The organism is Halopiger aswanensis, assembly GCF_003610195.1.
Lineage (GTDB): Archaea > Halobacteriota > Halobacteria > Halobacteriales > Natrialbaceae > Halopiger > Halopiger aswanensis.
On sequence record NZ_RAPO01000003.1, the window covers coordinates 112,217 to 125,974 of the forward strand.

Consider the following 13,758-nt stretch of genomic DNA (forward strand, 5'->3'; position numbering starts at 1 on the left):
GCCGCGTCGGCGGCTGCTTCGGGTCCTCAATCGATGCGAGCAGACGGCCGATCGCCGACCGGCTACGCTGGTGCTGCTGACGGGGGCGACGGGGCCGACGAGCCGCCGGCGACGGCAGCCGACGGCGTCGGCGCCGCGTGTTCGGCGTGAATCGCCTCGAGGGCGTCGACGGTCGGCGCACCGACGATTTCGACGGTATCGCCGGTCACAGTAAGGCGGTACGCACCGGCGAACGGTTCGTCGTCGGAGATGCGGTACATTTCGCCCGCGGTCGCTCCGTCGGATTCGACCCGCTCGCCGCCGTGGGTCTCGAGCAGCGACCGGTAGGCGGTCGCGAACTCGTCGGCGTCGGTCTCGCTCTCCCAGGCGAGGCGCCAGACGTGGCCGGTCCGATTCTCGTCGTTCGCGTCCCGGTAGACGTGGAACGTGTCGCCGGCCCAGCCCGCCGTCGCGGGAGCTGAATAGTTGTACGGCGATCGGTTCGTTCCGCCCTGCGTGAGCGGGCGGTCGATGACGCCGTCGGCCCAGAGGCTCGCGAACAGGGTCGCCTCGCCGACCGTTTCGGCGCGGGGGTCGGCGCTCTCGTTACTGTCACCGTCGCCGCCGCTACCCTCGAGAACCGGCTCCCACGCGTCGCTCGAGCGATCCTCGATTTCGACGTCGACGGGACGGTCGTCGGGGTAGTGGTCGGGGTGGATCAACTGCGCGGTGCTCGCCGGCCGCCGGTCGTGAGCGCGGTCGACGGCGGTCCAGCCGTCGCGCTCGTACAGGGCGTCGACGAACGTCGGCCCCTCCGAGTAGGGCGCGTAGATCGAGAGGAAGAGCCCGACGTTGTACGGTCGCTGCTCGAGGGCGCCGGTCGCAGTCTCGGTCGTCGCGTTCGCGTCCGCATCCGTCGCGGACTCGCCGGGTCGGGAGAGACACTGCCACTCCGCGCCGCAGCGCTCGGCGTACAACTGCGGGAGATAGCTGGCTTCGCCCTCGATCAGCCCGGTCTCGGCGCGCTGTCCGTCGAGCGTCTCGCCGCGGCGCTCGAGGCCGAACCGTTGGTCCTGCAGCGCGTGGACCAACTCGTGGACCAGCGTGCGTCGGTCGATCCGAATGTCGTCGCCGTCCTCGGTGACGATGACGATCCGATCGTTGATGTAGTACCCCTGCACGGACGTTCCGTAGAGGTCGTCCATCGCCCGATTGACGTCCGTCTGCCCGTCGACGACGAACGCGCCGCGCCAGAGTTCGTTCCGGAAGGCGGAGGCCGGGCCGCGGCCGGACCGTTGCTCCCGGAACTCCGAGCGGTCGATCACCTCGAGTTGCACGTCGCGTTCGAACTTCAATCCGCGGAGCACCTCGATCCGCGCCATCGAGCGGTACTTGAGGTCGCGAAGCTCCGATTCGGTGAGTCCGTCGCTGGCGTTGAACGCGAACTCGTCGTCGTGAGCGTAGTCGCCGATCCGGCCGAGTTCGCGGTCGGTGTCGAACTCGTCCGGCGAACTCGGCACCGTACAGCCCGCCAGCAGGACGAGCACAATGACGGCGATCAGTTGGAGCTTCAGCCCGCGTCCGGGTCGGACTCGTCCCATTGGCGGCTTATTCGCGAGCGGGTGCAAAGGCCCGTCGGTTGCCTGACGGCACCGGGTCCGCGACGGTGCCAGTGGTCGCGGCCGCGTTGCGGCTCCGGAGGGTGGCTATCGAGACGCCGATCACGATCAAGAGCCCAACAGCGAACGCGAGCAGCGCCGGCGCCGCGCCGATCCGACCGAGTGCGGCGAGGACGCCGTCGTCACGGTCCGTATTCGTCTCGGCGCTCGCGGGTTCGGCAGTGCTCTCCGACTCCTCGTCACCGAACGCGAGCGTATCCTCCCCGCTCGGGGCGGCACCCGCCTCGAGCGCGTCGAGGTCGTCGACCGAGGGCGCGCGGACGATCGTCACGGTCTCGCCGTCGTGGTCGACGTAGTAGGCGCCGGGGTAGTCGGCCCCGTCGATCGCGTAGGTGTTCCGTCGGTCCTCGACCGGCTCGGCGCCGTACCCCTCGAGCAACTCGAGGTAGGCGTCGGCGAACTCCCGGCCCTCCTCGCTCGAGACCCACTCGCTCCGCCAGACGTAGCCGGCGTGGTCGACGGCCTCCATCGTGGCGTTCGCGTTCACGTCCCGGCTCTCATTGACGTAGGTGACCAGCGTGTCGCCGGCCCAGCCGTCCGTCTGGGGCTGGTCGTAGTCGTAGCCGGGATCGCCCGACTCGAGGAGCGCGTTCCGGTCGATCACCGACGGCTCGCCGGACTCGAAGGCGCCGCCGGCGAACATCGCGACCATGCCCGCCTCGCCGACGGTTTCGGTCGCGGGCTGGCCCTCAACCCGGTACTGCGTCCAGTCGTCGTTCGATCGGTCCGGCACGTCGACGGCGGCCGGTTCGCGCTCCGAGTCGGGATGGATCACCGCGGAACTGGTGGTCGGCGGATCGTCGTAGGCGGCGTTGAGCCGCTCCCAGCCGCCTTCCTCGTAGAGGAAGTCGACGTACTCGGGCCCCTCGTCGTAGGGCAGGTAGATGGAGAGGTAGAGTCCCCAGTTCGGCTCGAGAGCACCGTCGCTGCTCGAGCCGGCGTTCTGCCCGCCGTTCGCGGGGAGCACGCAGTCCCACTCGCTGCCGCACTCGCGCTCGTACCGGGATTCGATCCACGAGGCGTCGCCTTCGATGAGGCCGTTCTTGGCGTTGTCCGCGTCGATGGTCGGGCGCTCGTAGCTCGTCAGATCGAACTGCTGGTCCTGTAGCGCGTGGACCAGTTCGTGGCCCAAGATGACTTCGTTCAGCTCCGGCGTTTCGGGCGTGTTGGAGACGATGACGATCCGATCCTCGGTCGGCTCGTAGTAGCCGCCGACCGAATCGCCGTAGAGGGCCTCGGCCTCGTCGATCGCGTCGGTGTCCCGATCGACGGTAAAGAGCGCCTCGTAGTTGACGTTCTCTTGGAGGCGCTGCTCGGCGGTCACGTTGACGAAGAGGTCGTCGTTCCCCTCCTGAAACTCCGCGCGGGAGACCACGTCGACGGGGACCTCCTCGTCGAAGGTCGTGTTCCGCAGTCGCTCGACGCGGGCCATCGAGCGGTAGACGACCGGCTCGAGTTCGTCCTCCTCGAGGGCGGCGTCGTCGCGGTCGTCGGCGGGGAGGGAGTCGTCGTACCAGTAGCCCTCGACGTAGCCGATCGTGTCGTTCGTCGAGGGATCGTCGGGGCGGTCGTCGGGGGCAGTGGCGTCAGATGTCCCGTTGCGGTCGATCTCGGTCGAGTCAGCGGCGTTGTCGTCGGATAGCGGACCGAAAACGCCGAGTCCGGCTCCGACTGCGAGTCCTGCGACCGTCAAGAGAGCAAGCGCGACGACGACCACACCGGCGGCGCGCGTTCGCGATGGCGTCATTCGAACTGAATACGGAGCCGTACGGAGGCGCCTGCAAAAAGGACGGCGGTCAACGGGACGGGGTGCGACGGGGGCGCGGCACCTTGCGCCGGTCGCGATTCCGAGGCAGCCGCACCGCCTCGCGTCGCTCGCACGAACGTTTTTACTGCCGCCTTCGTAGGATGGCACATGAGCGTCGAACTCGAGCCAGACAGCACCGCGGTCGTGGTCGTGGACATGCAAAACGGCTTCTGCCACCCCGACGGCTCGCTGTACGCGCCGGGCAGCGAGGAAGTTATCGAGCCGATCGCAGCCCTCGTCGAGCGCGCTCGCGAGGCGGGCGCCTCCCTGCTGTTCACGCAGGACGTTCACCCGCCCGAGCAGTTCGAGGACGCCCACTACTACGACGAGTTCGAGCAGTGGGGCGAACACGTCCTCGAGGGCTCGTGGGAGGCCGAAATCGTCGACGAACTCCCCGTCGAGGCCGCCGACAACGTCGTCGAGAAACACACCTACGACGCCTTCCACCAGACGGAACTCGAGGGATGGCTAAATGCTCGCGGCATCAAAGACCTCGTACTCTGTGGCACTCTCGCGAACGTCTGCGTGCTGCATACGGGCGGCAGCGCCGGGCTGCGTGACTTCCGACCGATCCTCGTCGAGGACTGCATCGGCGCGATCGAGGACGACCACAAGGAGTACGCCCTCGAACACGCGGAGTGGCTGTTCGGCGAGGTCGTCGACAGCGACGACCTCGAGTTCGCGTGAAGCGGTCGAGCCGAGAGGATTTTTACGGGCTCCTCCGAAGGGAGGCGTATGCACCGAGATCTGAGCGGAAGTACCGACCGCGCGGCGAGTGATCGCGCGTGAACCAGCAGCACCTTCGCTGGCTGTACGTCGTCGGCATTGCGTTCAACCTCGTCGCGCTGGCGAGTGCGGCCTCGACCGGTGCGATGCTGTACGCCGTCACCTTCGGACTGATCACGGTCTATCTGGGAGCGCGGTACTGGATGATCGCGCGGTCCTGAGTGCAGGCGCTCGAGCACTCGAGAGTCAGGATTCGGCCACCGATTTGAACCGTGAACTAGGACAGCCCGGAGCGTATCCGCTGCGCCCGCAACGTGGCGCGTATGGAACCGGGTGCCATCCCGCCGTACGTCGAGGTCGTCATCTATCTCTACTTCGTGGCGGTCGCCGCGATCGGCTGTTACCTCCACGGTCGGCTCTGGTTCGGCGCTCGCAACGTGGCTGATCGGTCCGGCGACGGCTCGGTCCCGAGGCAAAATCCGTAGTCAGTGGCGTCGCGGTCGTCCTCGGTATCCCATTACGGTACGCTCCTCGGCCTCGAGCCGACCATCGCTACGCCGATTCGCCCGAGGAGAGGGCTTCCCACGTGTCTACCGTCCCACCGTGCTCGTCGGCGAACGCCTCGGCGTCGTCGGCGTTCGAGAACGGGACGATATCCTCGCCCATCGCGCCTTCGATCCCGCTGTCGACGACGAACGACGCCGCCGTCGCGTCGGTGAAGTCCTCGGCTCCTACGTGACTCGAGATGTACGTCGCCCCCTCGCGTTCGTCGAGGTCGTAGTCGACGCGCGAGTAGTCGGTGACGAAGGCCGCACGGAGGTCGCGGCCCCGCCGGTCGTGGTCGGCGCGGGCAGTGACGAGTTCGCGGACGCTGTCGAACCACGCGGGCCCGTCCCGATCCTCGGGGTAGTCCGCGTAGAACAACTGGCCGGCAGGGCCGTAGTGGTCGGCGATGGTCATGCCGCAGGCGTCGCAGGCCTGTCCGTCGGTCAGCGCGATCGCCTCGGCCGGCTCAGTCGCCGTTTCCTCGCTTCCGCCACCGAGGCAGCCGGCGAGTCCGCCGACGGCGGTGAGACCGACGCCGGCGAGGACGCGACGGCGCGAGGGGCGGTCTCGAGGTCGGGGCGACGGTCGAGTACCGGATCGCGGCCGTAGCGGCGTCACAGTCGTCGCCTCCGGATCGCAAGGGCAGCGATCCCGATCGGAACGATGATCCAGGCGAGCAGCGCCCCGATCAGGACGCCCGTCGAGAGTCCCGACTGGGCCAGCACCGACGCGAATCCGGCGTTGCCGCCGGCCCCTAGCGATCCCAGCACGAGCGCCCGGAAGACCCCGGTCGGATTCGCCAGCAACATCGCCGAGACGGCCGTCTCCGAGAGCTCGAGCGCGCCGATCAGCCCGAGCGCGAGCAGGTCGTGGACGAGGACGAACCACGCCCACGCCAGCAGCGAGACCCCGAGCGCGTGGGTCTTCTCGCGGGCCAGCGTCGAGACGAGGACGCCGACCGCGAGGAAGGTCAGGCCGAGTCCGACGGTCCCCAGCATGAAGGTCGCGTAGGCGTCGAACCCGTCAAGGCCGTACTCGCGCAGCAGGAAGCCGCCGGCGACGCCGAAGCCGATGATCGTCGCGCTCGCGAGCACGACGGCGCGGCCGACGGCGGCGCCGACGACGATCCAGGCGCGGTCGACCGGCAGGGAGAACAGGGTGTGGAGCCACCCGCTCTCCTTCCGGCCGACGATGACGTCGTAGCTGAAGGCCAGTGCGACCAGCGGCACGAGGTAGACCGCGAGCACGGCTAGACTCCCGACGGTTCGTTCGAACCCCTCGGGGCTTACGCTCGCGCCGCTGAAGGTCGTCAGCCCGAGCGCGAAGGCGGCGAAGATCGCGGTCAGCGCGATCGCCCAGCGGCCCCGCACCGCGAGGCGGTACTCGGTTTCGGCGACGACCAGCAGCTGGCGGTACCACGCGCCGGACGCGAAGTCGTCGGTCTCTGCCTCGTGGACGGTTTCGGCGTCCGTATCCGGTGCCATCGCGGTGGTGTACCCGCCGTCGGGCGCGGGTTCGGGAGTCGATCGATCCCGGTCGGTGTCGTATTCAGCGTCGGTCATCACGCGCTCACCTCCTCGGTCGCTCGAGTCGGGTCCGAATCCGGCTCCCGATCGGCGTCGTCGGATTCGTCGTCGGTGCCCGCCAGCACGTCCCGGAACACCGCCTCGAGGCCCGGCTCTCGAACCTCGAAACCGTCCAGCAGCGACGAGTCGAGATCACCGCAGAGGTCGAACGCGGCGTCGCGCTCGCAGGCGACCGCGATCGTCTCGCGGGTTTCGGTCACGTCGCCGCGGTCCTGGACCGCCTCGAGCAAGTCCGGTCGAACCCCCTCGCCCGCCGGCCGGAGCGAGACGGTGACGCGGTCGTCCGCGCCCGTTTCCGACCGCAGGTCGTCGATCGGGCCGGCCGCGCGCAGGTGGCCGTCCTCGAGGATCGCGACGTCGTCGCAGAGCCGCTCGACCTCGCTCAGCACGTGCGAGGAGAGGACGATCGTCGTCTCCGTCTCGCGGCCGAGGCGCTCGATGGTCCGGTGGAACGCCGCGACGCCCCGCGGGTCGAGGCCGGCGGTCGGTTCGTCGAGGACGAGCACCGGCGGATCGGCGATCAGCGCCGCCGCGAGGCCGAGCCGGCGGCCCATCCCGTTGGAGTAGCCCTCGACGGCGCGGTCGGCGGCGTCGGTGAGCCCGACGGTCTCGAGGGCTTCGTGGATGCGCCGATCGCGGTCCTCGAGGCCGCGGATGCGGGCGTGGACGTCGAGCACCTCCCGGCCGGTCATCGCCGGCGGGAAGCCGGCGTGTTCGGGCAAGAAGGCGACGCGCTCGCGGACGCGGTGGCCGGCCTCGGCGACGTCGATGCCGCCGACTTCGATCCGCCCCTCGTCGGGCCGGTCGTGGCCGACCAGCAGTTCGAAGAGCGTCGTCTTTCCCGCACCGTTCGTCCCGAGGACGCCGAACGTCGATCCGGACGGAATCTCGAAGGATGGGCCGTCCAGGGCGACGACGTCGCCGTAGCGTTTGTGTACGTCAGTGATCGTGATCTGCATAGTAGTCCCTCCAGTTGTCGTGGGCCGGTTCGGCGAGCGGTCGGTGATCGACGATGCCGGGCGATTCGACGACCGGGAACGAGCTCTCGGCCATCCGGACGGCGTCGAAGGCGGGGCTCTCGGCGAAGGCCGCCGCCTGCGGTCGTTCGTGAACCAACTGCTCGACGGCGCCGGCGGGCTGGTGGCGAAGCTCGCTGATGCCGTCCTCGTCGAGGTCGGTCGTGCGGGCGTCCGCCCAGTAGTTGCCCCGGTCGGTGGCGTTCCAGTGGGCCTGCGAGGTCGTCTCCGCGAACGCCGCCTGGTCGTTGGCGACGAAGCTGTTGCCCGCCACGACGGCGTTGGTGCTGCCGGCCGTGACGTGGACGCCGACCTCGTTCTCGAGGACGAGGTTGTCCGCCAAGCGGTTGTCCTGCGCGTTGGTGACGTACAGGCCGTTCCCGTTGCCGACGAGTTCGTTGCCGACGACCGCGCTGTCCTCGACGTCTTTGAGCAGGACGCCGTGGCCGCTCGTGCCGTCGTTGTTCACCGCGGTGTTGTTCTCGAGGGTCAACCCCTTCGAGACCATCAGCGCGAAGCCGACGTCGTTGTCGAAGGCGGTGTTGTTCTCGAGGTGGTTGTCGTTCGAGTACATGTAGTGGACGCCGTAGCGCATGTCCCACATCCGGTTGCCCTCGGCGTGGACGCCCTCGGCCCACTGGTAGTAGATGCCGTCGCGGACGGTCGTGATCGAGTTGTTGCGGATCTCGGCGTCCGTCGACTCCCAGAGGTGGATCCCGTTGCCGCGCTGGACCGTCTGGACGTCCTCCCGTCCCGCGATCAGACTGTCCTCGACGGTCACGTCGTCGACGCTCCCGATCCAGATCCCGAAGGCGTTCTCCGTCAGCCGAAGCTCCGAGAGCGTCGCGCTCGAGCCGTTTACGAGCACGCCGCTGTCGTCGGTGTTCTTGTCGAGTCCGGAGTTGCGGACCCAGACGCCCTCGAGGGTCACGTCGTCCGCGGTGATCTCGACGACCGTTCCCTCCTCGCCGCCGTCGATCACGGCCGCGTCGCGCTCGACGGCCGCGACGGTCACGTTCGGCGTGTCGACGGTGACGCGCTCGTCGAAGCGGCCCTCGAGCAGGATCTCGTCGCCGGGTTCGGCGGCGTCGACGGCTGCTTGCAGGGAGTCGTATTCCTGGCCCTCGAGCGTCGCCGTGCCGTCGGCTTCGGGGGCGTCGGCGTCGTGGACGTCCGGCACGTCCGCGCGCCAGTCGTCGACGCTCTCGTCGCTGCTCGAGCCGTCCGTCGCGGCGACGGCGGCACCGGCCAGCGAGGCGACGAGCACGACCGCAGCGAGGACGGCGAAGTAGCGCTCGGTCACGGTCCATCACCGTCCGGTCGAGTATCGCCGTCAGTTCGGGCACGGGGACCGCCGTCCGTCCGCGGGCTGTGGCCGTCAGTTGCGACCGACTCGGTCGTCTGGCCGGTCGCGCCGGGCTGCTCGCCGGTCGGCTGGTCGTCTGTCGGGTGGTTGCCGTCGCTCGAGTCCTCGCGCTCGCCTCGATCGCCGATTCGATCCCGGAACCGCTCCCAACCGCCGCGGACGAGCGCCGGCGCGTCGTCGATCGTCGCCTGGGAGTGTCGCAACACGGCGGCGACCGCCAGCAGGGCGACCGCGACGACCAGCAGGTAGCCGCCGGGGCCGAGCCAGGCGGTGCCGTCGATGTTGGCGACCGCGTAGTCGCCAAGCAGCGGCGGGGTAAAGCCGTCGACGCCGTTGAGCGGCGCCGCCGGATCGAGGGTGTGGCCGGCCTGGTAGAGCCGGTACTGGATGATCGCGGCCATCGTCCCGAAGATGGCAACCGTCCCGCCCAGCAACGCGACCAGTCCGCGCTCGAGTTTCCCGCTCGGGAGCAGGGAGACGACCGCGGACGCACCGGCCAACCCGACGAACGCGACCGGGCCGAGGATCCACTCGGGGGCGGCGATCGCCTTCTCGTGGACGTCGTAGTTGGGGTCGACGTACACCGGGTCCGGGTAGTAGAACCCGACGTACTTGTTGAGCGCGTGGACCTCCTGGAAGTCGCCGCCGATCCGCGGGTAGGCGTACAGTTCGACGACGAGCGTCTCGACGTACTGTGGCGCCTCGAACGTGATCCGCCACACTGGCAACGCCAGTGCGAGCAGGAACAGCCCCGCCGCTGTCAACGGGAGGGCGCGCCGGAGTTCGGTCAGTCGCGTGAGGCGGGACGTAGTCATGGGTGGATCACTCCGCGGGTTCGACGATCAGTCGCGAGCGCATCTCGAGGTGCAGTGCGCTACAGAAGAACGCACAGTACATCCAGTAGACGCCGGGCTCGTCGGCGGTGAAGGTGACCTCGCGGGTTTCCTGTGGCGCGAGCTTCAGGTTGATGTCGTGTTCGGGGATCGCCAGCGAGTGGAGGATGTCGGGCGTCTGCTCGATGTTGGTGACGGTCATCGTCACCTCGTCGCCCTCCTGGACGGTCACCTCCTGGAAGCCGAACTCGTTGCGCGTCGAGTACATCTTCACGTGGACCTGCCCGTCCTCGCGGACGATGTCGGACTCGCCGTGGTCGACGAACTCCTCGTCGTAGTCTTCGGGGTCGTAGATGTCCGCGGGTTCGATCTTGTCCGCGCTGACGATCGAGGCGTCGTGGGGCTCGGCGTAGGACGGCGTGTCCTTCACGAGTTGCATCCCCGCCTCGTCGTCGCCGATGTAGATCAGCTGGTCGTTTTCGGGCTTCATCGGCCCGACGTTGAGGAACCGATCCTTCGAGAGCTTGTTCAGCGAGATCAGCCAGTCGCCCTGCGGATCGGCGGTGTACGACTCGGCGGCGATCAGGTGGCCGGGGTTGTAGTGGACGTCGATCTTCTCGACGACCGGATCCTCGGACTGAGCCTCCGCCTCGACGGCGGCTTCGATGTCCCACTTGACGACCTGCGAGTCGATGAACAGCGTCGTGTAGGCGTGGCCGCGGCCGTCGTAGGCGGTGTGCAGCGGCCCCATCCCGAGGCTCGGCCGGCCGACGATCGCGTCGTTGGGGTCGTCGACCTCGGCGAGTTGCTCGATGTCGATCACTGAGGCGGTCGGGTCGAGCTTCCCGCTGGCGATCGCGTACTGGTTGTCCGGTGTGACGCTGACCCCGTGGGGGCTCTTGGCCACGTCGATGTAGCGGACGATCGGCCGGTCGCCGCCGTTCAGGTCGCTGTCGCGGGTACCGTCGACGACCGGGACGCCGCCGATCTCCTCGTACTGGCCGTTCTCGACGGCCTCCTCGATGGCGGGCACGTCGAAGGCCTTCAGCCAGTCGGTGTCGGTCGAGGACATCTCGCTCTCGGTGGTGGCGTGCTCGCTGTTGTAGCCGGTCGCGAAGAACCACCGGCCCTCCTTGCTGCCGTCGCCGTTGTCCATGTTGCCGTCGACCAGCACCTCCCACTCGACGTTCATCGTCTCGGGGTCGATCGCGGCGATGGTCGACGTGTAGCTGTCGGGGTCGGTGAGGTCCTGTCCGTCGTTTGGCATCGGGACGCGGAACTCGCCGACGCCGAAGACGTACTTCGTGTCCGGCAGCAGACAGCAGGCGCCGTGGGTCCCCTGCTGGTTGGGAATGTCGACGATGGCGTCCGTCTCGAAGTATTTGAGGTTGATCCGGGCCATCCGGCCGTTCGCCTTGTCGTTGACGAACGCCCAGCGGCCGTCGTAGTCGTTGTCGGTCTGGCTCACGCGCGGGTGGTGCGTGTCACCCCACGAGTAGCCGCCCGACTCATCTAACATCTCGCTCGTACGATCGTCGTAGCCGTAGCCGCGGGCGCTCTCCCGGCCGAACACCGGGATTCGCATCAGCTGACGCATCGACGGCACGCCGTAGACGCGGATCTCGCCGGAGTGACCCCCGGAGAGGAACGCGTAGTAGTCGTCGTGCTCGCCCGGCGGGACGCTCGCATCGACGTCGCCGGCCGCGGCGAGCCCGTCGTCCTGATCGTTGAGCAGGCCCGTACAGCCGGCCAGCGAGCCCATCGCACCGGCGGCTGCACCCGCCTTCATGAAGTCGCGGCGCGGAATGCGATCGAACAGCGGTTCTCGCTCGGTGCCCGCGTCGATCTCGCTCTCGCTCGAGTCCTGCGTCGGGGAAGTGGATTCGTCGGTCATGGTCCTGAACGATGTCGGGGTGGCGCCCGACGGTGGGCGCCCCCGATCATCACAGATGATTCTCGGAACTCCGGGGTATTAGAGCAGGAGAGCTATTCCTACGGGGTGAGAGCAATTCCTACCGCGTAGGAAGTCACGCGAACCGGTTCGGCACAACAGTGGTTACGGGACGATGAGTCTCGGTTGCGGGTACTGTTCCGGGCAGCCCGGACCGGCCACCGGACCGTCACTGAACCGTCGACCGCCGCTCAGACGTCCCGGAAGATCCGGTACGCGCCCTGGCCGATCGCCACCTCGCGCGTCTCGCCGTCGGGCGTCGTACTCTCGACGAGGATCTCGCTGACGCCGACGCTCGAGCCGGCTCGGACCACGTTCGCCGTCGCCGCCAGATCCCCCGTCGCGGGCCGCAGGTAGTTGACGTTGAGGTTGATCGTCGCGATGCTCGCGGCGAAGGGGTCCTCGAGTTCGGTCCGCAGCGCCAGGCCGCCGGCCGTATCGAGCAGGGTGGCGGCGATACCGCCGTGGATGTCCGCCCGGCGGCCGTCCGGGCCGTGCGGGCGCGTGTTGGTCAGTTTCTCGTCGTAGGGCACCGAGAGCGTCATCGTTCCCGGGCCCACGTTGTCGACGCTGGTACCGATCCACGAGAGGAACTCCTGGTGTTCGTCGATGAAGTGCTGGACGAACCCCTCGAGGTCGCCGGTCGACTCGAACTCGTCCATCGCCGCGCTGAACTCGTCGGCGTCGGCGTCGGCGTCGGTGTCGGTGTCGGTCATGCACCCCCGTCCGACGGGGACGCCCTTTATCGCTGCGTTTCACGGTCGTTCGGTTGTCGTGCGTTTGTTTCCGGATCGGGTCTCGAGTGCGGGGCGAGCCGTTTCACGCGTACAACGAAGTGCCCGACGACCGTACGATCGCGTATGGCCGACCGATCGACTCCCCGAACTCGAGCGCGATCTCTACCCGCCCACGAGGCGGATCCGCCGACGCACGAGGGCCTGCCCGTCATCGGCAACACGCACCAACTCGTTCGCGAGCAAGGCGGGCTGTACGAGGACGCAGCCGAGCGCGGCGACGTCGTGGAGCTTCGGATTCTCGGCTTCGGCGAGTTCTACCAGGTGAACCACCCCGACTTGGCCGAGCGGATCCTCGTCGACGACCGCGACCGGTTCCGGAAGGCCAGCCTGAGCCGAGACGACCTCGGCGACCTCCTCGGGCAGGGACTGGTCTTGAGCGAGGGCGACCTGTGGGAGCGACAGCGCGCGCGGATCCAGCCGGCCTTCTACATGGATCAGATCGCGGACTACGCCGACGTGATGACCGCGGAGACTCGGGCAGTAGCCGACCAGTGGGCCGAGAAGCCGATCGTGAACGTCGAGCGCGAGATGAAAGCGCTCACGCTGCGGATCCTCGTGAAAGCGATGTTTGGATCCGAGATCGACTACGAGGCCGCGGGAATCCCCGAGACCGTGCGCAAGCTCCAGGAACCCGGCAAGCCGACCAAGCAGCCCATCGCGCGGCTGGTACCGAAGTGGGTCCCGATCCCGATGTGGCGCCGGTACAAGGAGGGGATCCGCGAGATGGAGACGCTCATCGAGACGTTCGTCGAACGGCGCCGGGAGGCGGGCCTCGAGGGGCGCGACGACCTCCTCTCGAGGCTCCTGACCGCCACCGACGAGTCGGGTGAGACGATGTCCGAACGGTTGCTCCGGGACGAACTGATGACGTTCCTGTTCGCCGGCCACGAGACGACGGCGACGGCGCTGACCTTTACTTGGCTGTTACTCGCTCAGCATCCGGCCGTCGAACGGCGACTCGTCGACGAACTCGAGGCGGTGCTGGACGGCGACCGCGCGACCTTCGCGGACGTTCCCGAACTCGAGTACACCGAGGCGGTGCTACGCGAAGCGATGCGGCTCTATCCGCCCGTACCGTCGATTCCGCGGGAGACGACGGAAGCGCTCACCCTCGGCGGGTACTCGATCCCCGAGGGCGCGACTGTGGCGCCGATGCAGTGGACGATCCACCGCGACGACCGCTTCTGGGACGAGCCGCTGACGTTCGATCCCGGACGGTTCCTGGGAGACGAGGCCGAGCGGCCGGACCTGGCGTACTTCCCGTTCGGCGCCGGCCCGCGGCGGTGTATCGGCCAGCAGTTCGCGCTCGTGGAGGGCACGCTGATCCTCGCGACGCTGGCCCGGCGGTACCACCCCGAGCTCGTCTCCGATCCGGACGTCGACCTCTCCGTGAGCATCACGACGCGGCCGCTCGAGCCGATCGAGTTGCGCGTCGAACCGCGCTGATAGACGTCACCGTCCGTCGTTGACGG

13 protein-coding genes are annotated in these 13,758 nt (G+C 68.4%); 4 read left to right on the top strand and 9 right to left on the bottom strand.

Annotated features, from left to right (window positions below):
• Nucleotides 1–62: 62 nt before the first annotated feature.
• Both ATJ93_RS14545 and ATJ93_RS14550 read right to left on the bottom strand, forming a co-directional pair.
• A complete protein-coding gene (locus ATJ93_RS14545; protein ID WP_120245387.1) occupies nt 63–1,580 on the bottom strand; it encodes an Hvo_1808 family surface protein in 1,518 nt (505 codons plus the stop codon).
• A gap of 7 nt (nt 1,581–1,587) precedes the next feature.
• Entirely contained in the window at nt 1,588–3,405 is a 1,818-nt protein-coding gene (locus ATJ93_RS14550; protein WP_120245388.1) for an Hvo_1808 family surface protein, read from the bottom strand.
• 168 nt (nt 3,406–3,573) lie between these two features.
• On the opposite strand from ATJ93_RS14550, the gene ATJ93_RS14555 reads away from it, so the two are divergent.
• The 3 genes from ATJ93_RS14555 to ATJ93_RS23715 all read left to right on the top strand — a co-directional run bounded on the left by ATJ93_RS14555 (nt 3,574) and on the right by ATJ93_RS23715 (nt 4,676).
• Nucleotides 3,574–4,152, top strand: coding sequence for a cysteine hydrolase family protein (locus tag ATJ93_RS14555; protein ID WP_120245389.1), 579 nt, complete (start codon nt 3,574–3,576; stop codon nt 4,150–4,152).
• Between the two features lie 98 nt (nt 4,153–4,250).
• Nucleotides 4,251–4,412 (top strand): hypothetical protein, encoded by a 162-nt coding sequence (locus ATJ93_RS23710; RefSeq protein WP_170155583.1) that lies wholly within the window; start codon nt 4,251–4,253, stop codon nt 4,410–4,412.
• Between the two features lie 102 nt (nt 4,413–4,514).
• A complete protein-coding gene (locus ATJ93_RS23715) occupies nt 4,515–4,676 on the top strand; it encodes a hypothetical protein (RefSeq protein WP_170155587.1) in 162 nt (53 codons plus the stop codon).
• Between the two features lie 67 nt (nt 4,677–4,743).
• Here the strand turns inward: ATJ93_RS23715 and ATJ93_RS14560 are convergent, their stop codons facing one another.
• The 7 genes from ATJ93_RS14560 to ATJ93_RS14590 form a co-directional block, all read right to left on the bottom strand.
• Complete coding sequence (locus ATJ93_RS14560; RefSeq protein ID WP_120245390.1) at nt 4,744–5,355, bottom strand: nitrous oxide reductase accessory protein NosL; 612 nt, start codon at nt 5,353–5,355, stop codon at nt 4,744–4,746.
• Nucleotides 5,352–6,299: an ABC transporter permease gene (locus ATJ93_RS14565; protein WP_120245391.1), complete on the bottom strand. Its 948-nt coding sequence runs from the start codon at nt 6,297–6,299 to the stop codon at nt 5,352–5,354. Before ATJ93_RS14565 ends, ATJ93_RS14560 begins: the two co-directional genes overlap by 4 nt.
• On the bottom strand, nt 6,299–7,282 hold the full coding sequence (locus tag ATJ93_RS14570; protein WP_120245392.1) for an ABC transporter ATP-binding protein: 984 nt from the start codon (nt 7,280–7,282) through the stop codon (nt 6,299–6,301). The genes ATJ93_RS14565 and ATJ93_RS14570 overlap by 1 nt, the downstream gene beginning before the upstream one ends.
• Entirely contained in the window at nt 7,263–8,642 is a 1,380-nt protein-coding gene (gene nosD, locus ATJ93_RS14575) for a nitrous oxide reductase family maturation protein NosD (protein ID WP_120245393.1), read from the bottom strand. Before nosD ends, ATJ93_RS14570 begins: the two co-directional genes overlap by 20 nt.
• Complete coding sequence (locus ATJ93_RS14580; protein WP_120245394.1) at nt 8,639–9,520, bottom strand: hypothetical protein; 882 nt, start codon at nt 9,518–9,520, stop codon at nt 8,639–8,641. The genes nosD and ATJ93_RS14580 overlap by 4 nt, the downstream gene beginning before the upstream one ends.
• A gap of 7 nt (nt 9,521–9,527) precedes the next feature.
• Nucleotides 9,528–11,432, bottom strand: a complete 1,905-nt coding sequence (gene nosZ, locus ATJ93_RS14585; RefSeq protein WP_120245395.1) for a TAT-dependent nitrous-oxide reductase — start codon at nt 11,430–11,432, stop codon at nt 9,528–9,530.
• A 248-nt stretch (nt 11,433–11,680) separates the two neighbouring features.
• Complete coding sequence (locus ATJ93_RS14590; protein ID WP_120246013.1) at nt 11,681–12,151, bottom strand: PaaI family thioesterase; 471 nt, start codon at nt 12,149–12,151, stop codon at nt 11,681–11,683.
• Nucleotides 12,152–12,349: 198 nt separating this feature from the next.
• Between ATJ93_RS14590 and ATJ93_RS14595 the strand changes: the two genes are divergently transcribed.
• Nucleotides 12,350–13,732 carry a cytochrome P450 gene (locus tag ATJ93_RS14595; protein ID WP_120245396.1) on the top strand — a complete coding sequence of 461 codons (1,383 nt, stop codon included), beginning with the start codon at nt 12,350–12,352 and terminating at the stop codon, nt 13,730–13,732.
• The last annotated feature ends 26 nt before the right edge of the window (nt 13,733–13,758 follow it).